This window comes from Seongchinamella unica, assembly GCF_004354085.1.
In the GTDB taxonomy this organism is placed as follows: Bacteria; Pseudomonadota; Gammaproteobacteria; order Pseudomonadales; family Halieaceae; genus Halioglobus; species Halioglobus unicus.
The window spans coordinates 47,335-72,334 of record NZ_SMSE01000001.1; the positions used below are offsets into that span (position 1 = coordinate 47,335).

A 25,000-nucleotide genomic window follows, 5' to 3' on the forward strand; every position below is an offset into this window, starting at 1 on the left:
AAGGCGGAAACGTGTTGCGCGTGCCGGATGCCGGGTGCCGGGTGCCGGGTAGAACCTTGGAAGCCACAACCACCGATCTGTTGTTGAACTTCCTCAGCAGTTCAGATCACATTCTTGACCTTCTCGTCGATATCGGACTCAGCGGCGACCGGCTCGATCACGCGGTTCAGGCAGGCGCAACCCTTGCCAGACACTGGCAAAGTCTGGTTATCAGCGACCAGATCACGAGCATCAACGAACTGCTCGCTAGAGTGGTCGTGAGCAAGAAGACCATGACCATCCAACTGGATCGAAATTGCTTACTCAGCCGATTGGCAGGGCTGGCACTCGGTAGCAAATACCAGCAGCACATCACGCTCGAAACAGCGGTCAATCTGCGCCGTGGCAGCATCGAATCCAAGCTAGTCTACCCAGCTGGAGGGGAACCCCCTGTCCACGACAGATCGGTAAAAGCATTGCAGGAAGCTCTGCAGAAATCACTGCAATGGAATGAGGACCTGATCTCAGGGGATGTCCGCTCCATCGATGCGGTGATCGAGCGGGATAAACTAAACCCCCGCCAGGTGCACAGGCTACGCAAATTGTCCTTCCTGGCTCCCGATATCATGGAGCGCATCATCGCCGGGGAAGTCCCCGAAGCCCTCACCCTGGGGCGGATGAAAAAGGACTTCCCCATTGATTGGGAAGCCCAGCGCTCACACTTCGGGCTAAGTCAACTCACCCACTAGTGACTGGCGAAATCGCCGTTAGAGAAAACAGGCGATTCTGGACCTGACGGCACGTCTCCCAATCACTGTTACGCGAACTCCAAAAATGCAAAAACCCGCTGCATTGCGGGCTTTGCGGTGTTTCTGCGGTCAGTCTCTGGGAAGAGTCTCTAACTCGCAGACTGCATGGCGGAGAGCGAGGGATTCGAACCCTGAACCATGCGTTTTGTCGCCTCACCATGCCCTCTAATGCCTTATAAATCAGAGAGTTAAGAAATGAGCCCGGCATTAGAGGGCATCAAAAGGCGTGGGGATGGTCCCATGGTGGTCCCAAGAATATCCAATCCGAATTCCAGGGAGGCGCTCAATCGTCATTCTATTAAATCATTCACGCCCCCTCTCGCTGACCACAATATTGATAGTGTTGCGCTGACTCTGCTTTCCGACAGCAGCCGATTAGGGCTGCGAACACGCAAGGAAGAGACGCACGCAGGAACACACCGAGCAGATCTGATCTCCAACAGCAGTTTTACTGCACGCTTTGGACGTGGCATTCCTCAAGCTACTACCCCAATCTGGTTCGTTCCGCACCATGGGGACCCAAGGCGGAACCACCATGTTGGCACAAGGCAGCGATGGCCTCAGCAAAACTGCCTACGAGCGCCATCAACCCGAGCAGACACTGCTCTACCAGCTAGTCGAAGCGCACTACCCTGCCCTTGTGGACCAACTGGCCCAGCAGGGTAAATCCCTGCCCGACCATGTTCACCGGGAATTCGAGGCCTACCTGAAGTGCGGCCGACTCGAGCACGGCTTTCTCCGGGTGCGCTGCGACAAATGCCACTTCGAGCGGCTGGTGGCGTTCTCCTGCAAAAAACGAGGGTTCTGCCCCAGTTGTGGCGCCCGCCGCATGGCCGAGACCGCCGCCCTGCTGGCCGATGAAGTCTTCCCCGATGTACCATTGCGCCAGTGGGTCATCAGTTTTCCTTTCCCTTTGCGATACCTTTTCGCCCTTTGCGATACCTTTTCGCCGCCCACCCCCACGCCATGGGCAAGGTGCTGCGCATCGTTTACCGGGCGATCTCGACACACCTGATCCACAAGGCCAGGTTTTCGATCAAGGATGGCGCCACCGGTGCAGTGACGCTGATCCAGCGCTTCGGATCTGCTCTGAACTTAAATATCCACTTTCACATCCTGTTCCTGGATGGCGTCTATGTATATCGCGACGACCGCCCACCCCGATTTCAACGCGTCAAGGCACCGGATAAAGGCGAACTGGAGGAACTGGTTCACCTGATCAGCCAACGCGTCGGCCGCTGCCTGGAACGGCAAGGGTTGCTGGTACAGGACACCGAGAGCGCCTGGCTGGACCTCGACCCGGCCGAAGACACCGATGCCATGCCCTATCTCCTGGGCAGTTCCGTGTCGTACCGGATCGCCGTTGGCCCGCAGCAAGGCCAGAAAGCGTTCATGATCCGCACCATCCGCCCGCTGGACCGGCCTGATCCAGGGCAGGAGCGAGTGGCTAAGGCTAATGGCTTCTCTCTACACGCGGGAGTGAGCTGCGAAGGGCATCAAAAGAATAAGCGAGAACGTCTGTCCCGGTATATTGCCCGCCCTGCCGTGGCAGTTCCCCGCCTTTCACTGAGCGCCACCGGCAAGGTGGTCTACACCCTGAAAACACCGTACCGGGATGGGACGACCCAGGTGGCCTTCGAACCGGTGGATTTCATCGCGAGGTTGGCCGCCCTGGTGCCAAAACCGAGGGTCAATCTCACCCGCTACCATGGCGTCCTGGCACCAAACCACCGCTGGCGCGGGCTCGTCACGCCAGCCAGGCGCGGTAAAGGCATCAAGTCCATCTCCAACGCAGAAGTCCGCACACCCGCCGAGCGTCATGCCGCCATGACTTGGGCGCAGCGGCTCAAACGCGTCTTCAACATCGATATCGAGGTCTGTGGCCGTTGCGGCGGACCTGTCAGGGTCACCTCCAGTATCGAGGACCAGGACGTCATCGATCGAATACTGACTCACCTGCGCCAGAAAGAACAGGAAACAACGACTCGGCCATTGCTGGTGCCACCGACCAGAGCGCCACCTGGGACAAGGTGAATTGATGCGTAGCATCAAGAGAGGGTGCCCTGGGGTACGTTGCCTCTTTTCGCCGGGAAGGATTCCAGCCCAACAGCACTCCGCCAGCAAGGAAGCCAGTGAAAACCGCATGGCATGAGCTGTTGCGTGCTCCCGTTCAGCATTGAACGGTAATGAATGGCATGCTCAACACCGCGAACAGAATTTTCGGGTAAATAGGCGGGAACTTCGACAGATCAGCAAGCCCAGTCGATAGAATCAGCGAGGGTGTCTACTTTCAATAGGCCGTTAATACGCCCTATACTTCAAAAGCGCGAGGAAACCAACCAGGAGATTCCGATATCGATCACGGCTCTGTCGGAATCCGCCCTCGACAAGCGCGGCATCCGCAACTCCGGTGACCTGATCGGTGAAGTGGCCGGCATGGGCGGCTTCGAGGCCCCTGGCGCCAAGGGCACTACCGTACTGTCAATGCGCGGCATGGCCGGTGGTTCACCCGCCAACCTGTCACTGGACCCGGCTGTAACCATTTACCTGGACGGCATTTTCCTCGGCAAGCAGGTGGGTGCGGCTACCGACGTCGCCGAAATCGAGCGCGTCGAGGTATTGCGCGGCCCCCAGGGGACCCTCTACGGCCGCAACTCTACCGGCGGTGCGGTGAACTTCATTTCCCGCAAGCCCAGCGGTGAGTTCGGGGTGCGCGCGACCGGTGGTATCGGCAATTACTCACAGCGCGATCTCAAGCTGAATGTCGACCTGCCAACCATCGGCGAGGTCGGCGAGGGCCTGGGCTCGCTCGCGGCCGCCGTGGGCTACCAGACCCGCAAACGCGACCACCTCTACGACAATGACAGCCCTGGCCAGGAGGATTTTAACGACCGGGATCGCGAGGCCTATCGCCTGTCCCTCAAGTGGGATATTTCCGATTCCTTCTTTGTCGACTACACCTACGATCACAGCGAACTGGACGAGGCCAACGCCCTCGAGCAGGTTGTCGGCTTTACTCCCGTGGATGCCGCCGGTATGGTCCCGCGCATCGCCGCCCTGCAGGGCGTGCTGGCTGGCGCCCAGTTCTGGGCCTCCCAGCCCGGCACCGACCCCCGCATCGGCTCCCGCTGGATCCCCTCCATTCAGCAAACCATCGCCGACTACCAGGCTGCGGAAACGCGCGGCTCAGGCCGCCGGGACGAGGGCCACTCGGATCATGCACCCTATACCAATACCGAGTTGAAAGGCCATGCCCTGACCCTGACCTGGGATGTGGGCGATATCACCTTCAAGTCGATCACCGGTTATCGTGAAACAGAATCCTATGTTTTCGGTGACCTGGAGGATATCGACAGCCGCCTGGATGCCGACGGCATCGGTTCCTACAACGACCTGGTGCACCTGACCCTGGGCCAGCTGTACGGCGCTACCGGGGGCTTTGATCCGGGCATCCCGCAGCTGCCCTTCGATGCGATCTGGGACTCCATCGACAACATTGGCGCCTTCCACAGCAAGCAGGACACTACCAGCGAGTACGAGCAGTTGTCCCAGGAACTCCAGATGGTGGGCAGCACCGATTCGGTGGAATACGTACTGGGCCTGTTTTATTTCGAGGATGATGGCGAATACCGCCGGGACGCCATTTTTGCCGCGCCGCTGGCGGGCACCGCCGCCCAGTACTATGACAACAGTACCGAGGCCATCGCCGCCTACGGCCAGGCCACCTGGCGCCCGGGCTGGATGGAAGAGCGCTTCGCCTTTACCCTGGGGCTGCGCTACACCGAGGAAGACAAGGATATCGACTACGATTATCCGCCCTACTTCTCGCCCTTCGCCGGCAACGTGCCGGGCCAGGCCATCAGCCTGGAAGAAAGCTTCGACAACGTCAGCGGCAACTTCACCGTGGCCTACCAGGCCACCGATGACATCAACGCCTTCCTTCGCTATTCCACCGGCTATCGCAGCGGCGGCTTCAACGGGGAAATCTTCAATAACCCCTATGATGACGAGGAGGTCGAACAGTGGGAAATCGGCATCAAGAGCGACTGGTGGGATGGCCGCATGCGCATCAACGCCTCCCTGTACACCTATATCTGGGAAGACATCCAGACCACCACCATCGACACCAGCGGCGGCAGTGCCTCCACCAAGGTGGTCAACGCCGGTGAGGCGGATCGCTGGGGTGGCGAGGTGGAGTTCCTGGTCGCGCCCATCGAGGATCTGATCCTGAGCCTGAGCTATGCTCACATCGACGGCGATTTCGAGGAGTATCCGGATGTCTGCGGCCTCAACGACTTCGCCGACACCTGCCTGTCCGGAGAGAAATACGCCAAGCGCGGTTCTTCGCCCGATAACCAGGTCAGCTTCAGCGCCGACTACGTGTTCGCGCGTACCGCGCTCGGCGAGTGGACCGGCTACCTGCAGGTCAACTGGCAAGACGAGTGGTTTGAGTCGCCGATGTGGAACGCGGTGGTGTCAGACCAGCCGGTGGTCTATCCGCACCAGATCATGGATGAGCGCACCCTGGTCAGCGCCCGCCTGAGCCTGGAGGAAATCGAGCTGGGAGACGGTCGCATGCGCTTCACCCTGTGGGGCGACAACCTGACCGACGAGGACTATCCCGTGTATTCGATCAACTTCGGTTCCCTGGGCCCGATCACCGAGCAGTACGGCGATCCGCGCACCTACGGCCTGGAAGTCTCCTACGAGTACTGATCAGTCCCATCCCCTAACGCCGCGCCTGCGTATTGCAGGCGCGGCGGTCTCAACCCAGCGCAGCACAACCCACGGCAGGCTGATTAGCCACGCTACCGGTGTCCTGCATGCGCATCACTGCCACTCTGGCTCGCCCCGAGAATGTAATCCCCGGGAATCTCGGCCAGGCGCAGCACCTCACCGCCAAACTGCGAGAAATGCCAAAGCGGCAGGCTCCTCGCTGAAGGGAATCGCCTCCGGCGCCCCCATGCTTCCCTTGCGGTCGCTGCCAATAACGAACCAGGCTCGCTCGGCATCAATCATACTGGCCAGATCGTGCTCCGGATGATCCCAACCGCCGAGGTCCACGGCGCTGACATAAAACGCCAGAATCGGCCGGGTTTCCTCCGGTAGCCGCTGGAAGGCCACGCCGTCCCGCGCCGTGGTGAACCACAACGGATCGGGCTCACCGGCGACAAAAATCTGGCTCTTCGGGCCGGCATGGTCCTCCACGATCATGCCGCAGAAATAGCCGGTGTCATCGCGCGTCACCGGTTCTGGCGCGGGCTTTACCGTCATACTGTCATCAGCACAGGCGAACAGGAAGCTGCAGCACAGTGCCGCCAGCAGGTGTTTACAATTCATGGCGTCGGAATATCCAGATAGCGCTGGCCAGGGGCAGAACCAGCCACAGGGTGAGCACACCCAGCAGCAAGCCAGGGCTCAGAAACGAGTCGTCCAGCGCCCCCAGGCTGCCGGACACCAGGCTGGCGGCGTCGGAGCCCGCCAGATTGAACAGCCGGTAAATATCGGCCGGGTTGAGCAGTAACAGGCCTGCAAACAGCTCGGTGCTGATCAGGTTCTCCGAGTCGACCAGTACCAGGCCCAGCAGCAAGAGGTCGAACACCACCACCAGGAACAGCCAGAGGCTGATCGAGACGCCGGCCGCTGTCGCCGGCGAAGACACTACCACGCTGACCAGAAAGCCGAGGGCGATGAACACGCTACCGAGCAATAGCGAGCTGCCGACCATGCTGGCAAACAATTGCCAGTCCTGCGCCTGTACCTCGGCGGTCGCGCCGACATAGATGGCCGACACGCCGTAGCCGAAGACAATGGCCACGGCGATAATGCTGACGTGGCCGACAAACTTGCCGACCACAATCTGCCAACGCCTGACCGGATAGGTCAGCAACAGCAACAGGGTGCCGCCATTGCGCTCTCCCACGATACTGTCGTGGGACAGGGTCAGGGCAATCAGCGGGATCAGGTAGACACTCAGGCTGGCCAGGCTGACAGTCGTAACGTTAAGGCTGGAGGCGCGGGTTTCACCAATGGGCGAGGAACCCAGCAGCGCCAGCGAGAATGCCAGCGCGCCCAGTAACAGCAGCGCCGAGATCACCCAGCGGTTGCGCAGCCCCTCGCGAAACTCCTCCGCGGCAAGAATAAACACCGGACGCATCAAGTGTCACCCCCGTTGACGAAGTAGGCATACAGGTCATCGAGACCCGGCGGATGCAGGCTGAGGTCCTGGACTATGTCCGGGCGGGCACTCAATCGCTGCAGCAAGGCCAGTTTTTCACTCTCGGTGCAGCTGAAGCGGGTGCTGAGTTCGCCCATGGACTGCAGGGTGGCCGCTCCCGCCGCCAGCGCCTCCAGTTCTGCCATCGGTACTGCTGTGTGGCGCACCTTAATCTCCACCGGAAGTGCCGCCTGCTCGCGCAGCGTGGCCAGGCTGCCCAGGGCCAGTACCCGCCCCCGCTGCATGATCGCTATGCGGTCGGTGCGCGCCTCGATCTCGGTCAGGGCGTGAGAGGAGATGATCACCGATGCCCCGGCGGCCTGGCGCTGGCCAATGATGGCGTAGAAGTGCTGGCGCAGGAAGGGGTCCAGACCGGACGTCGGTTCGTCCAGCAACAAAAGCTCGGGGCTGCCCAGCAGCGCCTGGGCCAGGCCCAGGCGCTGGCGCATGCCCTTGGAGTAGGTGTTGATCTTGCGGTCGGCGGCATCACTGAGGCCGACCAGTTCCAGCAGCTGTGCGCATTCCTGCTTGCCGGCACCCTTGAGCCGGGCATAGAAACGCAGCCGCTGGCCCCCGCTCACCGCGCCGGGGAAGTTGACACTCTCGGGAAGGAAGCCAATACCCTCACTGGCGGCTGCCGGCCGCGGCGCTCCACCGCGCCAGGACCAGCGCTGGATCGTTCCGGCGCTGGGCCGGGTCAGGCCGAGAATCAGTTTCATCAGGGTGGTTTTACCGGCGCCGTTGTGGCCGATAATGGCCAGGCTTTCGCCCGGCGCCAGCTGCAGGTCGACGCCGTCTACCGCGGCCTGCTCACCGTAGCGTTTTTCCAGGCCCTGTATTTCCAGCGCACTGCTCGCCATCTTGCCGCCGCAATTCACCCCTCGCCTCCTGTGACGACCGGGCTCATCAGGGGGTAGCTGTCAGTAACGCCCCCCGGATGCAGTGCGGGAAACTCGGATTGTGCCCACTGCAGAATCTGCAGCAACGGGCTGTTCATCAGCAGTTTGGCCATGGGATAGCGCCACAGGATCTGGTCGGACACGGAATTGGGACGATAGGCCTGGTTGGCAGTGCCATCGCCATCGAGATCGAAGGAGATATGGTCGCTCCAGTAATTGCCGCGCTGCTGCGACGACCACTCGAGCTCGCGTGTGCCCACGTATTTCACCTGGTTGCGGTTGCCGATAAAGTTATTGCCCCAGATCGCGTTGTCCTCGGAGCCAGCGGTAAAATGGATACCGATTTCGCAGCTGCGAAAGTCATTGCCGCTGAGCTGGTTGAAATTGGAATTGTATACAAACACGCACTTCTCGGAGCTACTGTGGTCTTTCCAGGGCGCGACGATATTGCCCATGATCGTCGATTCATTGGTGAAGTTAAAGAAGATTCCGCGCTCCGAATCGCCCAGTGAGCGGTTGTTGTGCACCACCAGGCGGTTGGAGTACATCAGCGCGTAGCCCACCTTGTTGCCGGTGGAGATATTGTCGGTCACCGCACTGTCGTGGGTATACATGTAGTGCACGGCGAAGCGCAGGTCGGAGAAGTGATTGCCGGCAAAGCGGTTGTCACGACTGGTGGTGACAAATATGCCATCGCGGCCGTAGCGAATGCGATTGCCCTCCACCACCGAGCCCGGCGTATTCCACAGTTGCACCCCGTTGCCGCGCTCATTGACGCGCAAATCCTGCAGGCCCTCGATCAGGTTGTCCCGCACCGTGGCGCGGTCGGGGCCCTTCAGATAGATACCGATCAGGTTGTCGCGCAGGTGGTTGCCGGCGATCACCGTGCCATCGCCTGCGGCGGTGATAAAAATGCCACTGTCCTCAGTCGCCAGTGTCTGCCCGGAACCGGTGATGGTCAGCCCCTCGATGCGCACCCCAGGAGCATCCACGGTGATCACCGTGCCACTGCCGTCACCCTCGATAACGGCATCACTGTCTCCGACCAGGGCGACACTGCGGGCGATGGTAAAGGGGCCGCGGTAACGCCCGGGGGCGAGCCGCAGCACAGCGCCGTCTGCCGCACTGGCCAGGGCCGCGCCGAGCCCACCCGGCGCCACCGGCTGTTCGGTGGCCGGCACTGGCGGGCAGGCAAGCACGAAAGCGGCGGCCGCAATGGCCGCCGTCGCCCGGGGAAGGTACCGCATGAGTGGAAGGCTGTGGGTCAGGCCGGTTCCACCAGCATCCTGCCGCGCATCTCCATATGCAGTGCGTGACAGAACCACTGGCAGTAGAACCAGTGCACCCCGGGCCGGTCTGCGATGAAGGTGGCCGAAGCGGTGGCCTGCGGCGCAACCTCGAAACACACACCGTAGTTGGCCATGGTCAAGCCATGGGTAAGGTCGTCCACCCGGTCCATGTTGGTGACACAGATGGTCACCTCATCGCCCTGCTTGACGGTGAACTTTTCCATGCCGAAGCTCGGCGCTATCGAGGTCATATAGACCCGCACCTTGTTGCCGTCGCGGATCACCTTGTTGTCGGACTCGAGGTTGACCCCGTCCTTGGCCGCCTGCTCCCTGGCATCGGCCCACATCGGGTCGTCACGGGTCCAGGTTTTCTGCGGATTGACAATGTCGGTGCGCACCAGGATACAGTCGTGGGGCTCGGCGAAGGTCGGGCCATCGTGGACGATTTTCATCTTCTTGCCGGTGATGTCGATCAGCTGTTCGTTCTCCGGCTTCAGCGGGCCGACATTGATGAAGCGGTCCTTCGAGAACTTGTTCAGTGACACCAGCCACTGGCCATCGGCTTCCCTGGTTTCGCCCATGGAGGTGTGGTTGTGGCCGGGCTGGTATTGCACGTCGATTTTCTCCAGCACCGCATTCACGTCTTTGCCATTGTAGGCCTCGATCGCCTTGTCGATATTCCACTTGGCGACCTGGCTGTCGAGGAACAGGGTGGTGAAGGCGTTGCCCTTGCCGTCAAATGCGGTGTGCAGGGGCCCGAGGCCCAGCTCCGGCTCGGCCACCACCACGCCGCGCGGCTCGATCTTGTCCGCGAACATGTCCGGGAAGCGGCGCACATCCAGCACAGTTACTGTCGGCGACAGCTTGCCGTTGATCACAATGTGCTTGCCATCGGGCGCGGTATTACAGCCATGGGGGCTGTTGGACACCGGCACGTAGCGGGTGTAGCGGGAACCCTTGCGGCCGTCCAGCACCGGCACCCCGTTGATGGTCTGGTAATCGCCCTTCTTGACCCCGTCCTCAATAGCCTTGATGTCAAACACCACCGCCCAGTCCTGCTCGTTGGCCGTCATCTGGGCGAGGTTCACGCCGCCCTCACTGTTGTAGCAGGTGGAGACCGCATACAGCCCCTGGTAGTCCGCGTCGCAGTTGTCCAGGTTGCCGTCGACCATCACCTGCCAGGCAACTTTCATCGTGTCGCCGTCCACCGCGGTGAAAATGGCGTGGTACTTTTCCGGCTCATCGAGAATGGAACCGTCGTTGGGGATCGGCACCCGGTGTTCGCCGTTGGCGAATACATAGCCGGTACGCGGGTACTTCTGCGGGCGCAGGCCGTGGATGTCCGAGGCGTTGGGAATCTCGAGAATCTTGTCGCACTTCATGACATCGCAGCGGATGCGCGCAACCCGGGTGTTGGCCTTGTCGTTGATCCACAGGTAGCGGCCGTCGTAGGTGCCGTCGGTAAAGGACATGTGGGGGTGGTGGGCGTCGCCATTGTGCCAGATGCCATCGCCGTGCTTGTCTAGGTACTCACGGGTTTCGGGCAGCAGGCCCTCGGTCAGGACCTTGCGGCTCTCGTTGGTCTGGCCCCAGCCGGTGGCGCTGCAGCGGTTGAATACCGGAATGCGTATCAGCTCACGCATGGAGGGAATGCCGAGAATACGCACCTCGCCAGTCTGGCCGCTGCTCCAGAAACCGTAGTAGTCATCCAGGTCACCGGGGGCTACAGCCCCCTTGCCTTCGCTCGCCGCAACCGCCGGCGAACTGCCCAGGCTGGCAGTGGCGATGCCACCGGTGGCCGCGCCAAGCCCCGCCACAGTGGCCAGGCTGGCGCTGCGCGACAGCAGCTCGCGCTTGCTGGTATCGATGGCGTCGGTTTCGGGGTTGGTCTTCGGGTCACTATGCGGATCGGACGATTTCTTGTCGGTCATTGTTGGTTCCTCAGGCAGTTGATAGCCGAACGAATAATTCTGTTGGGAGTGCGACAAAGTGTCGCACCCTCAGGATAGCCCAACAATGTCCCAGATCAAGTCTTCTTCGAACGTAGCTCCTCAAGAATGGCCCGGCCCTGGGCCTCGGTCTTGTCCGAGGCGATCATGCTCCGGCGCTCGTCGCGCTCACGCTGCTTCACACACACCGGGCACACCTGGTCGTCGTAGTAGCGCTCCTGGCAGTGCAGGCAGTACAGGCACTCGTTGACGTTGATATCCCCTTCCGGGTGGATCGCCTGCACCATGCACTCCTTGTAGCATACCTGGCAGGGGTTACCGCACTGGCGATAGCGCTTGAGCCAGGCGAACATGCGCATGCGTGCCGGAATCGCCAGGGCGGCGCCCAGCGGGCACAGGTAGCGGCAGTAAAAGCGCTCGATGAACAGGCAGGGAATAAGCAGGGCCACAGCGAACACCACATAGGGCCAGTCGCGGACGAACTTGAGAATGATCGTGGTCTTGAATGGCTCGATCTCGGCCAGGCGCTCGGCCATCGACAGCGAGTGCAGGGAAACCCCAAACAAAACCAGGAAAATCAGGTACTTCAGCGACCACAGCCGCTCGTGCAGCCCCCAGGGCAGGGTGATCTGCGGCACCTTGACCCACTTGGCCAGGCCGTTGAGCAGCTCCTGCATCGCGCCGTAGGGACACAGCCAGCCGCAGTAGGCGCCGCGTCCCCAGAACAGCAGGCCGGCGAACACACCGCCCCAGAGCACGAAAATCAGGGGCTCCATCAGGAAATACTCCCAGCTGAAGCCGCTGATCAACGCGCTGAATACGGTCAGGATATTCACCACCGACAGCTGGGCGTTGGCATAAAAGCCCAGTACAAACAGGGTGAACAGGAGATAAGCGACCCGCAGACGCTTGGTCAGGCGCGAGTTGCGGACGATGGAATTCTGGAAGAAGAATATTCCGCTGAGGAGCAGCAGCGCGGCCAGGAGGACGAAGGTTTCGGTCGACTTTTCCGCCCACAGCTTCTGCCACAACGGGGCGTCCGGGCCGGGATTGAAGAAGCTGGTCTCGGGGGCCGGCGGCGGCGCCTCGATTTTCAGGTACGCTTCCGGGATCTGGTAGTCCAGGTTGAAAGTGACGAAGGACTTGTCCCGCGGGCCGGTCTCGCGGCTCACCAGCAGCTGCACATGCCAGGGCCGGGCCGGGTTCAGGGTCGCCCCCTCGGGGATCATGAACAGGTCGACCTCGCGCAGGTCCTCCGGCGCATCGGCGGCGTAGACCTGCCGCAGGCGCTTGTGATCCAGGTCGGTGAGACGGATGGCGTCATCACCCTGGACAATCTCAAAGCGGTCGAAGATGCCGCCGCGCACATAGCCGGAGCCCTTGAAGGAATACAGGCCACGCCCCGCCAGCAGGATCGCCTGCTGCCCCGGCTTCAGCGCATTCTGCAGGTTGCGGTACTCGGCCTCGCCGAGCAGGCTAAGGCCGATCGAGGGCACCGATACCTGGGCGGCATACATGTCGATGAACAAGTCGTCGGGCGGCCCTTCCTCGGGGTGCTTCATCGCTTCCTCGTCACCGGAATCGATAAAGGCCTGGTTCACTTTCTCCAGGGTGATGGTCAACTGGCCCAGGGAGCCCTCCGCCAGCAGGGTCGGCCAGCTCTTGACCGCCATCTTGTCGGCGTCGATGGTGGCCTTTGGGCCCGCCTGGCGGGATTCCAGCCCCCCCAGGCCATAGTGCCGCGCGACCTTGATACCCGAGCGGACGATACTGTCATCGATGACCCGGATAGTCACCGTGGCGCCACTGATGGCATCGAAAGGCTGCTCGGTATTGACCGTGCGCGCGACCTCGGTGAGGTCGGTGCCGAGGAACTTGTCGATCAGGGGCGTGATCCTCGATTCCGGTATCCCGATCAGGACAATAGGTTCGGAGTGCTCGATAAGTCGCGCGGTACGGATAACGCCGTCATTGTCCAGGCCCACCAGCACGTGAATCGGCTTGCCCGAGTAGCCCACCGAGTTGACCACCGAGGAGTTGAGGAAGAGCAGGCCGAGTTGCTCCTCACCCCGGTACACCCTGGCGGCGTGGAAGTCGCCCTCGGGTGGCTCGATCCGGTCGGCACCGGGGTACAGTTCGGCGGGGCTGTGACTGTCGAGGACTTCGCTCATTACCGTGGTGCTGTCACGGGCCAGGGCGCTGCCACAGAATGTAGCTTGAATGGCAATGACGGCGAAGACAACACGTAGGATCGAGAGTGTGCTTTTCATAGCGACAGAAACTCCGATTACCGCACCTGCTGGGGCGGGATGGGTGAACAGTGCAGCACTATCTTGCACCATATGGCATAACAAATAAATCGCAGGCCTTGCGCGGAGCCTCCTGGCACTGCGATAACAGTGGTCCGTTTCAGGCCTCTTGTCCCTATGACGGTTACTTTCCGTGCATTAGCCGTGCCCTGCTTCCAGCCTGCCATCCCTGAGATGAAAAATATGATCGAAGCGATTAAAGATTTTCTCATCGTGGGTAACCGCCAGCACCGCCGCCTGCTGTTCTTCGGCAACCTTGCGCAACAGGTCCATCACGATACCCGCACGCTGTGAATCCAGCGCCGCTGTAGGCTCATCGGCAAGGATAATCCGGGGTTTATTGGCCAGTGCGCGCGCAATCGCCACGCGCTGGGCCTCACCGCCAGACAGCTTTGCCGGCATGGCATCCTTGCGGTGGCCGACTTCCAGGTAGTCCAGCAACTCCACTGCACGTCGACTCGCTGCGTCGGCGTCAAATTCCGCCAGGCTCAATACCACGGCGACATTGTCCTTGCTGTTGAGAAAGGGCAGCAGATTATGAAACTGGAATATGAAACCGATTTTCTCCAGCCGCAGCTTGCGCAGGTCATCGCGCAACCACCTGCCGTCATACACCAGTTCGGTGTCCAGGCTGACCCTGCCGCTGCTGGGCTCGGTAATACAGCCGATGACGTTAAGCAGCGTGGTTTTCCCGGAACCACTGGGGCCCAGCAGGGCAACCACTTCTCCCGGATAGACTTCCAGGCTGACCTCGCGCAGCGCATCAACGCGGGTACTTCCCTCGCCAAAATGCTTGGACACATCGCCGACACTGACCAGAGGTGCCTGCTGCTTCGCTGTGCTCATGCTCAGCCGCCCAGCGCCGTGGCGGGATCGACCTTGAGCGCCAGGCGCACACCGAGACCGCTGGAGATGACGCAGACCACAATCACCGCTGCCGCCAGTGCCAGCCCGTCTTCCGGCTGCAGCACGACGCGCCGGGGGAAGTAGTCCTTGATGGTAATGATGAGCAAAGCCCCAAAGCCGAAGCCGATGACGCCCATGGCGAGTGCCTGCTGCAGAATCAGGCCGATGATGGTGCGGTCCGGCGCACCGATCAGTTTGAGGGTGGCGATCTCCCGAATCTTGTCCATGGTCATGGTATAGAGAATCAGGGCGATGATAACCGCGGACACCACCAGCAGAATCGCGGTGAACAGGCCGATCTGTTTGCGTGCCCGTTCGACCACCGAGCGGGTCAGGATGATTTCCTGCCCTGCCTGGGTCATTGCCGCCAGGTGCTTCCAGCGCTGCACGGTTTCCACAACGGTATCTGCGCTGGCGTTCGGCCGCACTCTGGCAACAATGGCATTGACCGTATCGGTGGTTCCAGGGCCGGCACCCCGGGCCATTTCCCGCCGCGCCGCCGGGGGCGCCAGCTCGAATTGCAGCTGCTGGGAATCCTTGAGCGTGAGGTAAATCACCGGATCGCCACCGGAAGACACCTGCCCATCAGTCAGGCCGACCACAGTGAATGTGTCGCGCCCCAGTGTCACCCGATCTCCGGGCTTGAGGCCGGTACGCCTGTCGGCGAGCATTTCATAGTGGCTTCGGCCCAGGGCGCGCCCAGCGATGATGCGGTCCGGGCCGCCCGGTCGGCCAGGTTCATAACCGACCACGTAAAGCCTGAGTTTCACCCCCTCATGGCGGGTTTCGATGGACTGGTAGGTGATGCTGCCCGCTGCACTCACACCGTGCAGGCGGGCTATCGCTTCGCGCGTGTCGCCGGGGATGCGCGAGGACTCGGCAAACGGGCCGCGGGTGCCGGACTCCACCACCCACACATCGACCCCCGGGGTACGCACCAGGGTCAGGGCGTCCTCCACCAGGCCGCGGTAAATGCCGATCATCGATAGCACCACCCCGAGCAAGAGGCTGAGGCCAAAGCAGGTGAGCAGAAAGCGGCCGAGATTGTGGCGGATATCCCGATAGGCCAGATTCATGGCGCCGGTTTCGCCGCAACACGCACCCTGCGGCCTTCACGCAGCCCCGGTGCCTGTTCACTGACAACCTGCAGGCCATCGGGCAGCCCGTCCACTATCTCCAGGCGGGCATCCAGGGTGCGCTTGCCGAAGACGACTTGTTGTTGCCGCAGTCGGCCATCATCCACCGTCCAGACCAGCCCCTGGGCGCCATCGAAAGCCGTCACCGCCGCTTCCGGCACCAGCAGCGCATTGTCCAGCACGGCCGTGGTGATGAACACTTCAGCCTGCTCACCCAGATGGAAGCTTTGCGGACAGCCGTCACAGGCGATATAGACCCTGCGTTCTTCGCTCACCCGGTCGCTTTCAATGCCGATCCGCGTCACCTGCCCCTGCAGCAGGCGTCGCGGCTGGGAGCGAAGGCGAACCTGGGCAGCCTGGCCGACCCGGATATCGCCAGCGCGTGCTTCATCGACATAGGCCAGCGTCCAGACGGTCTCTGGCGCAACCAGGGTAAACAGGGGCTCGCCGGGACTCAACACGGAACCCAGTTCTTTGTGGCGGGCCACCACGATAGCGTCGTAAGGCGCTCTCAGTACGTGCTGGTCGAGCAGTACTCGCTCGTAGTCATATTGCGACCTGGCGTCGGCGAGCGCCGCTTGGGCAACCTCCCTGTCGCTCCTCGCGACTGCCAGTTCCGCGGCGGCCACCGCCGCCTCCATGTGCGCTTCCTCGGCAACTTCCGCGGCAACGGTGTTGTTGGCTAACAGCGCCTGCTTGCGTTTGTTGCGCTGCTCTTTCTGGGTAAGCACCGCGATCGCTTTATCTACCGCCGCCTGGGCGCGCTTCACGGCGGCCTCGGCATTGATGATCCCGGCCTGGCTTTTAGCCACACGAGCCTGTTGCTCGGCGCTCTGTAGACGGGCAATGATCTCGCCCTGTTGCAAACGGTCACCGTGATCCGCGTGCAGTTCGACGAGCCCCGCCCCCACTTCGAAACCGATGCTGGAGCTAATCCGGGCCTCTACCGTCCCCAGACCAAACACCTGGACAGGGATGTTCGCAGCGGGCTGCACCACCTCGACTGTGAGCGGGCGAACAAACAGCAACACGGCGACCACAGTAGCGGCAAGGCAAACCCCGGCCAGCGCGAGCAACACGTTCCTGACCCGCCTGTTCATGACGTGGCCCGTGGGTTGCTGGCGCAGGAGTCGCTGAGCATCCCGGCTAGCTGCACGGCCAGCAGCCGCTCGCCCTCGGCAACCAGGTCAAAGCCGCGACCACTGATCGACCACCGCACGGCAAGACCCTGTACCAGTCCCAGAACCAGGTATGCCACGTCATCGGCGAGCAGCTCCTCACGGAGATCACCGGCGCTGATGGCCTGGCCTGCCAGATCGGCGAGAAGGCGCTGGAACCGGCTCAGCAGCGCGAAGAACGCCTCACGCAGGCCCTTGTTCTTGGTGTGGAGTTCCCGGGAAAACAGGATGGCGGGAATCGCCGGCGTGGATTGAATCAGGCGCAACTGGGCACTGACCAGCGCGCGGATTCGATCGAGCGGTTCAGCGCTCGCGCTCTGGGCTTTCGCCCACCGGCTCTCCATGGTCGCGCCAATACGCGTGGCCACGGCCAGCCACAGGTCCTGCTTTTTCGGGAAATGCCGGAAGACCCCCGGCTGGGTCAGCCCCACGGCGTCCGCGATGGCGTCGGTGGTCAGGCGTTCGGGCCCAACCTTGTCGGCCAGTCGCAGCGCCGCATCGACGATTTCCGCCTTGCGCGCTTCGGCAGACTTGCGGGTACGCATTACGCTCACCTTTAGTTAGCATACTATAACTAACTATAGGTGAGCCTTCATGGCTTTGTCAACGCTGTTGCCCGATAGCGGACTGGTGCCAGCACTGGATGCCAGGACCCTTGGGGTGTGACCTCTTGCGGGCCACACCCCGTCACATCGAGCCCCGTTCAAGCCCCGCGTCCGGGAAGCTGCCGTTCACTCCGCGCCGGCCCTGGCGCCGGGTGCGCCCGGCAGCAGGTAGTCGGAAGTGTCGCCCGACGGATCAAATTCGATTTCCAACTCGACAATCTGCAGGCTTGCCGGGGAAAACTTGGCCTCTATCCGGTGCCCGTTGCGATCCAGACCCCTGACCTCGTAACAACCGTCATCCACCTTGACCCGGTCGACCTGCCAGCCGCTGGCGGCCAGTTGCGCCTGCAACTGCTCTCTCGGTTGCCAGTCAGCCACGGGGTCGGTGCAATCGTCTTTCGCCAGCGCGGGGCCGCTGAGCAGGGAGCCGGCGACTATCGCCGTAAAAAGTGTGTGTTTCATAGTGCGTCTCCTTAATTTGCCGCAGCGTCGATACTAAAACCCTTTCCTGACAGTGAACTGAACGCCAGGCGGATTTGCGCTCCCCATGCGCCCCGCCGGCACTGGCCCGGGCGCAGCTGTGGCTGTGCTGTCAGCCAGCCCCGGACAATGGTGGAATGGGTGACAGCGCGCTTAACTGGGTTATGATTCGGGACAGGGAAGAACAGCGAGATACCGATGCGGATACTGCTGGTAGAGGACGCCGATGAGTTGGGCGCCGTGATTCGGGATGAGATTAGCGATCATGGCCATGCGGTCGACTGGGTGCAGCGCCTTGCCCACGCCGAGGCCAGCCTGCAAACAACCCACTACGACCTGGTGCTGCTGGACCTGATGCTGCCCGACGGCAGCGGCATCGACCTGCTGCAGGGCATCCGCCGCTCCGGAGCGGCGACCCCGGTGATTATCCTGACCGCCAGGGACCAGATCTCTGATCGTATCAAGGGCCTCGATGCCGGCGCAGATGACTATCTGGTAAAACCCTTCGATCTGTCGGAGCTCTCCGCGCGCATCGCGGCCGTATCCCGGCGCTACTCTGGCAACCCGAATCCCGTGCGCCGGATCGGGTGCCTGGAGATCGACCTTAACCAACGCGCGGTAGTCCGCGACGGCGAGGCCATCCAGCTGACGGCGCGGGAATGGGCCCTGCTGGAGGCCTTCACCCAGCGGCCGGGCACGGTGCTGTCAAAGGCGCAGCTGGAAGACCACCTGTATGCCTTCGGGGCCGAGATCGAGAGCAATACGATCGAAGTCTACATCAGTCGCCTGCGCAAGAAACTGGGGCGCGACAGCCTTGAGACCGTGCGTGGCCTCGGCTACCGGATCAAGACCTGATGCCACTGCCGCGCAGCCTGCAGACCACCCTCGGCACCGGCCTCACCGTCGGGGTGACCCTGTTCTGGCTGCTCGCACTTGCCGGCACACTGCTCGCCGCGAGGGAACAGCTCAATACCCGTTTTGACAGCGCCCTGGCGGAGACCGCGCAACGGATCATGCCACTGGCGGTGGTTGAAGTCATCAACCGGGAGGACCACGGACAGCCCCAGCATATCGTCGCCTTCGAGGCCCACGACGAGCCGCTGGTCTATATTGTGCGCGATCAAACGGGGCGGACGCTGCTGCGGTCGCACAATGCCGAGCCGGCGGTGTTTAACCGCGAGCTGCGCGATGGCTTCACGTCCTCGGCGACACACCGCTTCTACGGCGCCTGGGCGGTACAGCGCACCCTGCATATCGAGGTGGCCGAACCGCTGGCGCAACGGCGGCAGGCGATCCGCGCCATGGCAGTGACCCTGCTGTGGCCGCTGGCCCTGCTGGCGCCCCTCTGCTTCTTCTTCAGCTGGATCTTCGTGCGCTACAGCCTGCGCCCTGTGCTCGCCTATCGCGATGAGATCGAGTCCCGCGGCACCGGCGACCTGTCCCCGGTCAGGGTGGCTGACCTGCCGGTGGAACTCCTCGCTATCGCAGAATCAGTCAATCAGTTGCTGGAGCGCCTGCGGCGGGCGCTGGAAGCCGAGCGGTCTTTCACCGCCAACAGCGCCCATGAGCTGCGCACCCCTATCGCCACCGCACTGGCTCAGGCCCAGCGTCTGCAGCGCGAGCTGCCGCCGGGCAGTGCACGGGAGCGCGCGCAAGGCATCGCAAACGCGCTGCGCAAATTATCCGACTTGTCCGAGAAGTTGATGCAGCTGGCCAAGGCGGAGGGCGGAGGCCTGCTATCCACGGAGCAACACGACCTGGCCAGCCTGTTGCAGATAGTCGTCGACGAGCTGCGGCAGTCGCCCGCAGGCGACAGGATCGAGCTGGCGCTGCCGGAAAGCGGCACATGCCTGTGCGCAATCGATCCGGATGCTTTTGCCATTCTGGTGCGGAACCTGCTGGACAATGCCCTCAAACACGGTAGCGACCGGCAACAGGTAGAAGTCAGCCTGTCTGCCGGGGGGCTGCTGCGTATCGTCAACGCCGGTGAGGTCATCCCCGCGGAGGATTTGCCGCGACTGGGGCGGCGCTTTGTGCGCGCCAACACGGCGGCCCGGGGTGCCGGGCTCGGCCTGGCGATTGCCGAGGCCATCGTCGCCGGCGTGGGAGCCCGCATGAGCTTCCAGTCCCCCGCATCCGGGAGGGCGGACGGTTTTGAAGCCAGGGTCGCCTTCCCGCTGGCCGGTACCTGAGCGCAGGCGACAGCTCAGGTGGCGGTGCGGGCTTATTTACCGGCCCGCTTGTAACCTGTAAACATCGAGCGAATCAGGTTTTCGCGGTGATGTATGCTCTCGTAGATAGCCGCGCCCACATGCAGCACAATCGCCACGACTGTGATGTTTACCGTGCCCTCATGCAACTCCTCCAGCAGTTCGCTGCCCCAGCCCCAGTCGGTGGTGAGCAGCCAGCCGCTGACCCCGATCACGGTAGTGGCCAGCAGCAGGAACAGGATCATCATTGCCGCAGCCGGATTATGGCCCAGGTATCGCGGCTCCCGACCGCGCAGCATCTGGCGCATATAAGCCTGCAGTTGTGCGGGGCGCGGCACGAAATCGGTGAAGCGTGCATGCCGGGTGCCGATCACCCCCCAGACCAGCCGCAGGCCAATCAGCGCCAGTGCGATATAACCTGCCCAGTGATGCACTGTCTCGGCCTCGTCGCCGGTGAAGTAGGCGACGGCGAAGGCCGTCACCAGGCTCCAGTGGAAGACCCGTACCGCCGGGTCCCAGACCTTGATCCGGTCCTCCCGGCGGACGCCACCCGCTTGCAGGGTGTCAGTCATTTCTCCGCTCCTTGACGGGTTCACCGGTGACCGGATTGAAGTATATTTCCACCTTTACGCCCTGCTTGTCCTTGCCGTAGATTTCATAGCAGTTGCCCTTGGTCACCTTGAACCGGTCGATGGTATAGCCCTGCTCGACCAGCGCTTGCTGCATGGCCTCCTCGGTCATCCACTCGGACTTGGGGGCATCGGTACATTGCGGGCCTGCGACCGCGGCTCCGGCGAACAGCAGGGCAGCGGTGGCGGCGATAGTGTGAATTTTCATGTTGCTTCTCCTTGGTTTCTCTAATCGCTATGCCGGCTTGGCATGCTTGCTATTAAACGCCCGGGACCTGACAGTAACCTTAACGCCAGGACGCCTGGACACCGGGCCAGGGCGGGCACCGTGGTGACTGTGCCGGGCTTTGTGCCGTGTTACAGTGCTGCTTTCGTGTCGATAGTTGGAACCAGGATATGAACCAGGCCAGCGGCCAGGACGACTGGGGGCCCTTGAACTCCCTGCCTGGCAATCCCTTGATGTGGGTGCTCATCATCAGCGAACTGGTGGTATTTGCGGCATTTTTCGCTGTTTATGCCTGGATGCGTGCGCTGGAGCCGGATCTTTTCATTGCCTCCCAGCAACAGCTGCACCCGGTGACGGGAGGCCTCAACACCATCGTGTTACTGACCAGCGGCCTGTTCGCCGCCCTGGCGGTGGAGGCCAGCCTGCGCGGGAAAGTGACGGGCTGCCGGGGCTGGTTGTCTGCGGCCATGCTCCTCGGGGTGCTGTTTTGCGTGGTCAAGACAGGTGAATACCGCACGGTCTGGCTGTCTGGCTATACCCTGGACAGCAACAGCTTTTTCGCCTTCTACTATCTGCTGACCGGATTCCATTTCGCCCATGTCCTGTTCGGGCTGGTCTTGCTGGGACTGGCGATATGGCTACCGAGTCAGGCGAATGTGGTCACTGTCACCGCCTTCTGGCACATGGTGGACCTGATCTGGGTGCTGCTCTATCCCCTGCTCTACCTGCTGCGATGACAACTGAACGCGAAAGCGCGCATCCGGGCCCGAAGCTGCTCATGCTCAACTGGGGTGTGCTGGTGACCTTGACCCTGGTCTCGATGGGTGCGGCCCTGGGCAGTGCCGGCAACTGGCAGCCCCTGCCCTGGTGGTCTCCGCTGCTGGTATTGGCGAGCACACTGTTCAAGTGCCGCCAGATCATGTGGGTTTACCTGAACTTGCGCACCGCAAGCAGCGCCTGGCGGGGCTTGCTGGCCAGCCTGGCCTTGCTGTGCGTAGGGGTGATTGCCGCCGCCTTCCTCTTTACCCCCTCAGCGCTGGCAGCCTGAAAACGGGACACTTTCCCGAGGCCACCGCCCCAGCGCGGGTTGTGAATTGCCGGGTTTGGCCTACACTGAAAAATGCGTGGAGGGTGCCAGAGTGGTTGCTGTCGCCTTAAGTACCCAAAGGATTGGGCAGCCAAGGAGTTTGCCCCGGCAGGGCTTCAGGTCAACTGGCGATCACGCCTATGAATGTGCACCAGTTCATCGAAGAACTGAAGGTCCGCGGTGTTCATCGCGCCGCCGCACTCTACAGCGCCGCTGCGTGGGCCGTTCTGCAGGTAGCCGACATATTTTTCCCGGTGGCGGGCGTGCCGGAAGCGGCGATCAACGTGGTGCTGGTCCTCGCCGCCGCTGGCTTCCCCATCGCCCTGGCCATCTCCTGGTTTTTCGATCTCACCCGCGAGGGGCTGGTGGAGACGCCGCCGATCACCTCGCCGCCGCGCACCTCGGTGGTGTCGATCGCCCTGGTGGTGGAGTTTGTCGTTATCCTGCTGCTGTCGCTGATGGTCGGCTTCCTCTACCTGGACCGCCTCACCGACCTGGATAGTACCGCCGCCCAGGGCGCCGAGGAGCAGGCCCCTTACCAGCCACCGCGGCGCCCCTCCATTGCAGTAATGCCCTTTGTCAACATGAGTGACCAGGCCGGGATGGACTACCTGGGCGACGGCCTCGCCGAGGAGATTCTCAACCTGCTGGCCAAGCTCAATGAACTGGATGTCGCGGCCCGCACTTCCTCCTTCTACTTCAAGGACCGGGACGCCGACATCAAGACCATCGGCAAGCAGCTTGGGGTGGGCCACGTGCTCGAGGGCAGCGTGCGCCATGAGGGCGACCGGGTGCGGGTGACGGCGCAGCTGATCGAGGCCAGGTCCGGCTACCACCTGTGGTCGGAAACCTTTGACAGTCAGCTCGGCGACCTGCTGGCCCTGCAGGACGAGATCGCCAGCGCGGTAGTGCAGCAGCTACAGGTGCTGTTGTCGCCGGAGGCGAAGAAGCTGCTCAGCACCAACACCACGGTGGACCCCCTGGCCTATGACTACTACCTGCGCGGTCGCGCCTACCTGCGCCTGCCCACGGACCAGGACCACCTGACCTTCGCCCTGGCGCTGTTTGACCGTGCCATCGAGCGCTACCCGGGCCTGGCGGACGCCCACGCCGGGCGCTGCGAAGCCCTGCTTGCCAGGTACAACATGACACGCGACAGCGAGGACTTTCGCGGCGCCGAAGCGGCCTGCCAGCGTGCCCTGACCCTGGACCGGCGGGCGCCCAGCGTCTACATCGGGCTGGGCAAGCTGTACCTGGCCTCGGGCCAGTACCGCCAGGCCATCGCCGAGTTCGACACGGCGCTGGCGATGAATGGCTCGCATATCGAGGCTCACCTCGGGCTCGCCGACACTTACCTCGCACAGGGCCAGCGCGCCCAGGCCGAGCATCACTATCGCGCGGCCATCGACAACCACCCCAACCACTGGCAGGCGCAGAGCAAGATGGCGGCCTTCCTGTTTCTCACGGGCCGCGCGGAAGAGGCTATTCCCTATTACCGGCGCATCAGCGAGCTGATGCCGGACAGCGCCAACGCCTTCAGCAACCTCGGCGCCGCGCGTTTCATGATGGGTGAGTACGAGCAGGCAGCCGCGGCCTGGCGCCGCTCGCTGGCTCTGGCGCCCAGCAGCCGCCTAACAACGCCTCACGGGCTAGCACAAAATACCCCAGCCTGCGTGGCGTCTGGTCTGGAATGATAGGGGTAACCGGATGAGCCCGACCTACACACGCCGTAAAAATCGACACTATCCCTACTACATCAGTCAGGCAGTACTTCAGTACAAAGACGACGAAGGCGGAAACGTGTTGCGCGTGCCGGATGCCGGGTGCCGGGTGCCGGGTAGAACCTTGGAAGCCACAACCACCGATCTGTTGTTGAACTTCCTCAGCAGTTCAGATCACATTCTTGACCTTCTCGTCGATATCGGACTCAGCGGCGACCGGCTCGATCACGCGGTTCAGGCAGGCGCAACCCTTGCCAGACACTGGCAAAGTCTGGTTATCAGCGACCAGATCACGAGCATCAACGAACTGCTCGCTAGAGTGGTCGTGAGCAAGAAGACCATGACCATCCAACTGGATCGAAATTGCTTACTCAGCCGATTGGCAGGGCTGGCACTCGGTAGCAAATACCAGCAGCACATCACGCTCGAAACAGCGGTCAATCTGCGCCGTGGCAGCATCGAATCCAAGCTAGTCTACCCAGCTGGAGGGGAACCCCCTGTCCACGACAGATCGGTAAAAGCATTGCAGGAAGCTCTGCAGAAATCACTGCAATGGAATGAGGACCTGATCTCAGGGGATGTCCGCTCCATCGATGCGGTGATCGAGCGGGATAAACTAAACCCCCGCCAGGTGCACAGGCTACGCAAATTGTCCTTCCTGGCTCCCGATATCATGGAGCGCATCATCGCCGGGGAAGTCCCCGAAGCCCTCACCCTGGGGCGGATGAAAAAGGACTTCCCCATCGATTGGGAAGCCCAGCGCTCACACTTCCCGCTAAGTCAACTCCCCCACTAGTAACTGGCGAAAACGCCGTTAGAGAAAACAGGCGATTCTGGACCTGACGGCACGTCTCCCAGTCACTGTTACGCTAGTTCCAGAAATGCAAAAGCCCGCTAAATAGCGGGCTTTGCGGTGTTTCTGCGGTCAGTCTCTGGGAAGAGTCTCTAACTCGCAGACTGCATGGCGGAGAGCGAGGGATTCGAACCCTCGATAGGGTATAAGCCTATACACCCTTAGCAGGGGTGCGCCTTCAGCCACTCGGCCAGCTCTCCGGAGGTTTTTACTGCGTCAAAATACCGTCCGACACAGGCGCGGCATAATACCACAATCAGAGGGAAATCAAAGCCATAGGGCGGCTTTGGGAACGATTAATCGCCTTCGGCTGAGGCGGATTTCTTATCGTCTTCCTGGATTCGCTCGTAGATTTCTTCCCGGTGTACAGCCACGTCCCTGGGGGCGTTCACCCCGATGCGTACCTGGTTGCCTTTGACCCCGAGTACAGTAACAGTAATATCGTCCCCTACCATTAGTGACTCGCCTACTCTGCGGGTGAGTATCAGCATAGTGTTTTCTCCTGTCTCCTGACTGCC

At 62.0% G+C, this 25,000-nt stretch carries 22 protein-coding genes, 1 tRNA gene and 1 pseudogene; 9 read left to right on the forward strand and 15 right to left on the reverse strand.

Going from position 1 to position 25,000, the window contains the following annotated elements:
* The 3 genes and pseudogenes from E2F43_RS00215 to E2F43_RS00225 form a co-directional block, all read left to right on the forward strand.
* On the forward strand, positions 1–728 hold a 728-nt coding region (locus tag E2F43_RS00215), incomplete at its 5' end, for a hypothetical protein (RefSeq protein WP_238946673.1).
* 595 nt (positions 729–1,323) lie between these two features.
* A pseudogene (locus tag E2F43_RS00220) lies at positions 1,324–2,822 on the forward strand (transposase).
* Between the two features lie 246 nt (positions 2,823–3,068).
* Complete coding sequence (locus tag E2F43_RS00225) at positions 3,069–5,504, forward strand: TonB-dependent receptor (protein ID WP_238946674.1); 2,436 nt, start codon at positions 3,069–3,071, stop codon at positions 5,502–5,504.
* A gap of 177 nt (positions 5,505–5,681) precedes the next feature.
* On the opposite strand, the gene E2F43_RS00230 is transcribed toward E2F43_RS00225, so the two are convergent.
* The 11 genes from E2F43_RS00230 to E2F43_RS00280 all read right to left on the reverse strand — a co-directional run bounded on the left by E2F43_RS00230 (position 5,682) and on the right by E2F43_RS00280 (position 17,738).
* Complete coding sequence (locus E2F43_RS00230; RefSeq protein WP_133208882.1) at positions 5,682–6,128, reverse strand: nitrous oxide reductase accessory protein NosL; 447 nt, start codon at positions 6,126–6,128, stop codon at positions 5,682–5,684.
* On the reverse strand, positions 6,118–6,945 hold the full coding sequence (locus E2F43_RS00235) for an ABC transporter permease (RefSeq protein ID WP_117957039.1): 828 nt from the start codon (positions 6,943–6,945) through the stop codon (positions 6,118–6,120). The genes E2F43_RS00230 and E2F43_RS00235 overlap by 11 nt, the downstream gene beginning before the upstream one ends.
* Complete coding sequence (locus E2F43_RS00240; protein ID WP_238946675.1) at positions 6,945–7,883, reverse strand: ABC transporter ATP-binding protein; 939 nt, start codon at positions 7,881–7,883, stop codon at positions 6,945–6,947. The genes E2F43_RS00235 and E2F43_RS00240 overlap by 1 nt, the downstream gene beginning before the upstream one ends.
* The gene (locus E2F43_RS00245; protein WP_133208883.1) at positions 7,880–9,151 is read right to left on the reverse strand and encodes a nitrous oxide reductase family maturation protein NosD; all 1,272 of its coding nucleotides are present in this window, start codon (positions 9,149–9,151) and stop codon (positions 7,880–7,882) included. The genes E2F43_RS00240 and E2F43_RS00245 overlap by 4 nt, the downstream gene beginning before the upstream one ends.
* 17 nt (positions 9,152–9,168) lie before the next feature.
* Positions 9,169–11,124: a TAT-dependent nitrous-oxide reductase gene (gene nosZ, locus E2F43_RS00250; RefSeq protein WP_117957035.1), complete on the reverse strand. Its 1,956-nt coding sequence runs from the start codon at positions 11,122–11,124 to the stop codon at positions 9,169–9,171.
* Positions 11,125–11,219: 95 nt separating this feature from the next.
* A complete protein-coding gene (locus E2F43_RS00255; RefSeq protein WP_162846182.1) occupies positions 11,220–13,412 on the reverse strand; it encodes a NosR/NirI family protein in 2,193 nt (730 codons plus the stop codon).
* Between the two features lie 177 nt (positions 13,413–13,589).
* Positions 13,590–14,297: an ABC transporter ATP-binding protein gene (locus tag E2F43_RS00260; protein ID WP_117957031.1), complete on the reverse strand. Its 708-nt coding sequence runs from the start codon at positions 14,295–14,297 to the stop codon at positions 13,590–13,592.
* A gap of 2 nt (positions 14,298–14,299) precedes the next feature.
* Entirely contained in the window at positions 14,300–15,433 is a 1,134-nt protein-coding gene (locus E2F43_RS00265) for an ABC transporter permease (RefSeq protein WP_133208884.1), read from the reverse strand.
* On the reverse strand, positions 15,430–16,593 hold the full coding sequence (locus tag E2F43_RS00270; protein ID WP_133208885.1) for an efflux RND transporter periplasmic adaptor subunit: 1,164 nt from the start codon (positions 16,591–16,593) through the stop codon (positions 15,430–15,432). The genes E2F43_RS00265 and E2F43_RS00270 overlap by 4 nt, the downstream gene beginning before the upstream one ends.
* A complete protein-coding gene (locus E2F43_RS00275; protein WP_117957024.1) occupies positions 16,590–17,216 on the reverse strand; it encodes a TetR/AcrR family transcriptional regulator in 627 nt (208 codons plus the stop codon). Before E2F43_RS00275 ends, E2F43_RS00270 begins: the two co-directional genes overlap by 4 nt.
* A 186-nt stretch (positions 17,217–17,402) precedes the next feature.
* A complete protein-coding gene (locus E2F43_RS00280) occupies positions 17,403–17,738 on the reverse strand; it encodes a PepSY domain-containing protein (RefSeq protein WP_133208886.1) in 336 nt (111 codons plus the stop codon).
* 216 nt (positions 17,739–17,954) lie between these two features.
* On the opposite strand from E2F43_RS00280, the gene E2F43_RS00285 reads away from it, so the two are divergent.
* Together E2F43_RS00285 and E2F43_RS00290 are read left to right on the forward strand one after the other, a co-directional pair.
* Positions 17,955–18,611, forward strand: coding sequence for a response regulator transcription factor (locus E2F43_RS00285; RefSeq protein WP_117957020.1), 657 nt, complete (start codon positions 17,955–17,957; stop codon positions 18,609–18,611).
* On the forward strand, positions 18,611–19,948 hold the full coding sequence (locus E2F43_RS00290) for a sensor histidine kinase (protein WP_117957018.1): 1,338 nt from the start codon (positions 18,611–18,613) through the stop codon (positions 19,946–19,948). The genes E2F43_RS00285 and E2F43_RS00290 overlap by 1 nt, the downstream gene beginning before the upstream one ends.
* Positions 19,949–19,980: 32 nt before the next feature.
* Here the strand turns inward: E2F43_RS00290 and E2F43_RS00295 are convergent, their stop codons facing one another.
* Together E2F43_RS00295 and E2F43_RS00300 are read right to left on the reverse strand one after the other, a co-directional pair.
* Positions 19,981–20,538, reverse strand: a complete 558-nt coding sequence (locus E2F43_RS00295) for a cytochrome b/b6 domain-containing protein (protein WP_117957016.1) — start codon at positions 20,536–20,538, stop codon at positions 19,981–19,983.
* Entirely contained in the window at positions 20,531–20,803 is a 273-nt protein-coding gene (locus E2F43_RS00300; protein ID WP_117957014.1) for a PepSY domain-containing protein, read from the reverse strand. Before E2F43_RS00300 ends, E2F43_RS00295 begins: the two co-directional genes overlap by 8 nt.
* A gap of 188 nt (positions 20,804–20,991) precedes the next feature.
* On the opposite strand from E2F43_RS00300, the gene E2F43_RS00305 reads away from it, so the two are divergent.
* The 4 genes from E2F43_RS00305 (at position 20,992) to E2F43_RS00320 (ending at position 24,425) form a co-directional block, all read left to right on the forward strand.
* Positions 20,992–21,558, forward strand: a complete 567-nt coding sequence (locus E2F43_RS00305; protein WP_117957011.1) for a cytochrome c oxidase subunit 3 — start codon at positions 20,992–20,994, stop codon at positions 21,556–21,558.
* Entirely contained in the window at positions 21,555–21,869 is a 315-nt protein-coding gene (locus E2F43_RS00310) for a cytochrome C oxidase subunit IV family protein (RefSeq protein WP_117957009.1), read from the forward strand. The genes E2F43_RS00305 and E2F43_RS00310 overlap by 4 nt, the downstream gene beginning before the upstream one ends.
* Before the next feature lie 179 nt (positions 21,870–22,048).
* A complete protein-coding gene (locus tag E2F43_RS00315; RefSeq protein WP_133208887.1) occupies positions 22,049–23,602 on the forward strand; it encodes a tetratricopeptide repeat protein in 1,554 nt (517 codons plus the stop codon).
* Positions 23,603–23,615: 13 nt separating this feature from the next.
* Positions 23,616–24,425 carry a hypothetical protein gene (locus tag E2F43_RS00320; protein ID WP_133208888.1) on the forward strand — a complete coding sequence of 270 codons (810 nt, stop codon included), beginning with the start codon at positions 23,616–23,618 and terminating at the stop codon, positions 24,423–24,425.
* A 166-nt stretch (positions 24,426–24,591) separates the two neighbouring features.
* Here the strand turns inward: E2F43_RS00320 and E2F43_RS00325 are convergent.
* A tRNA-Ser gene (locus E2F43_RS00325) sits at positions 24,592–24,682 on the reverse strand.
* Positions 24,683–24,778: 96 nt separating this feature from the next.
* Positions 24,779–24,973, reverse strand: a complete 195-nt coding sequence (gene csrA, locus E2F43_RS00330) for a carbon storage regulator CsrA (protein WP_133208889.1) — start codon at positions 24,971–24,973, stop codon at positions 24,779–24,781.
* Between the last annotated feature and the right edge of the window lie 27 nt (positions 24,974–25,000).

Excerpts from the sequence above, each read along its gene's own strand:
- E2F43_RS00230 (WP_133208882.1), bottom strand. The coding sequence starts at position 6,128 with ATGAATTGTAAACACCTGCTGGCGGCACTGTGCTGCAGCTTCCTGTTC.
- E2F43_RS00235 (WP_117957039.1), bottom strand. The coding sequence starts at position 6,945 with ATGCGTCCGGTGTTTATTCTTGCCGCGGAGGAGTTTCGCGAGGGGCTG.
- E2F43_RS00245 (WP_133208883.1), bottom strand. The coding sequence starts at position 9,151 with ATGCGGTACCTTCCCCGGGCGACGGCGGCCATTGCGGCCGCCGCTTTC.
- nosZ (WP_117957035.1), bottom strand. The coding sequence starts at position 11,124 with ATGACCGACAAGAAATCGTCCGATCCGCATAGTGACCCGAAGACCAAC.
- E2F43_RS00255 (WP_162846182.1), bottom strand. The coding sequence starts at position 13,412 with ATGAAAAGCACACTCTCGATCCTACGTGTTGTCTTCGCCGTCATTGCC.
- E2F43_RS00260 (WP_117957031.1), bottom strand. The coding sequence starts at position 14,297 with ATGAGCACAGCGAAGCAGCAGGCACCTCTGGTCAGTGTCGGCGATGTG.
- E2F43_RS00265 (WP_133208884.1), bottom strand. The coding sequence starts at position 15,433 with ATGAATCTGGCCTATCGGGATATCCGCCACAATCTCGGCCGCTTTCTG.
- E2F43_RS00270 (WP_133208885.1), bottom strand. The coding sequence starts at position 16,593 with ATGAACAGGCGGGTCAGGAACGTGTTGCTCGCGCTGGCCGGGGTTTGC.
- E2F43_RS00275 (WP_117957024.1), bottom strand. The coding sequence starts at position 17,216 with ATGCGTACCCGCAAGTCTGCCGAAGCGCGCAAGGCGGAAATCGTCGAT.
- E2F43_RS00280 (WP_133208886.1), bottom strand. The coding sequence starts at position 17,738 with ATGAAACACACACTTTTTACGGCGATAGTCGCCGGCTCCCTGCTCAGC.
- E2F43_RS00285 (WP_117957020.1), top strand. The coding sequence starts at position 17,955 with ATGCGGATACTGCTGGTAGAGGACGCCGATGAGTTGGGCGCCGTGATT.
- E2F43_RS00290 (WP_117957018.1), top strand. The coding sequence starts at position 18,611 with ATGCCACTGCCGCGCAGCCTGCAGACCACCCTCGGCACCGGCCTCACC.
- E2F43_RS00295 (WP_117957016.1), bottom strand. The coding sequence starts at position 20,538 with ATGACTGACACCCTGCAAGCGGGTGGCGTCCGCCGGGAGGACCGGATC.
- E2F43_RS00300 (WP_117957014.1), bottom strand. The coding sequence starts at position 20,803 with ATGAAAATTCACACTATCGCCGCCACCGCTGCCCTGCTGTTCGCCGGA.
- E2F43_RS00305 (WP_117957011.1), top strand. The coding sequence starts at position 20,992 with ATGAACCAGGCCAGCGGCCAGGACGACTGGGGGCCCTTGAACTCCCTG.
- E2F43_RS00310 (WP_117957009.1), top strand. The coding sequence starts at position 21,555 with ATGACAACTGAACGCGAAAGCGCGCATCCGGGCCCGAAGCTGCTCATG.
- E2F43_RS00315 (WP_133208887.1), top strand. The coding sequence starts at position 22,049 with ATGAATGTGCACCAGTTCATCGAAGAACTGAAGGTCCGCGGTGTTCAT.
- E2F43_RS00320 (WP_133208888.1), top strand. The coding sequence starts at position 23,616 with ATGAGCCCGACCTACACACGCCGTAAAAATCGACACTATCCCTACTAC.
- csrA (WP_133208889.1), bottom strand. The coding sequence starts at position 24,973 with ATGCTGATACTCACCCGCAGAGTAGGCGAGTCACTAATGGTAGGGGAC.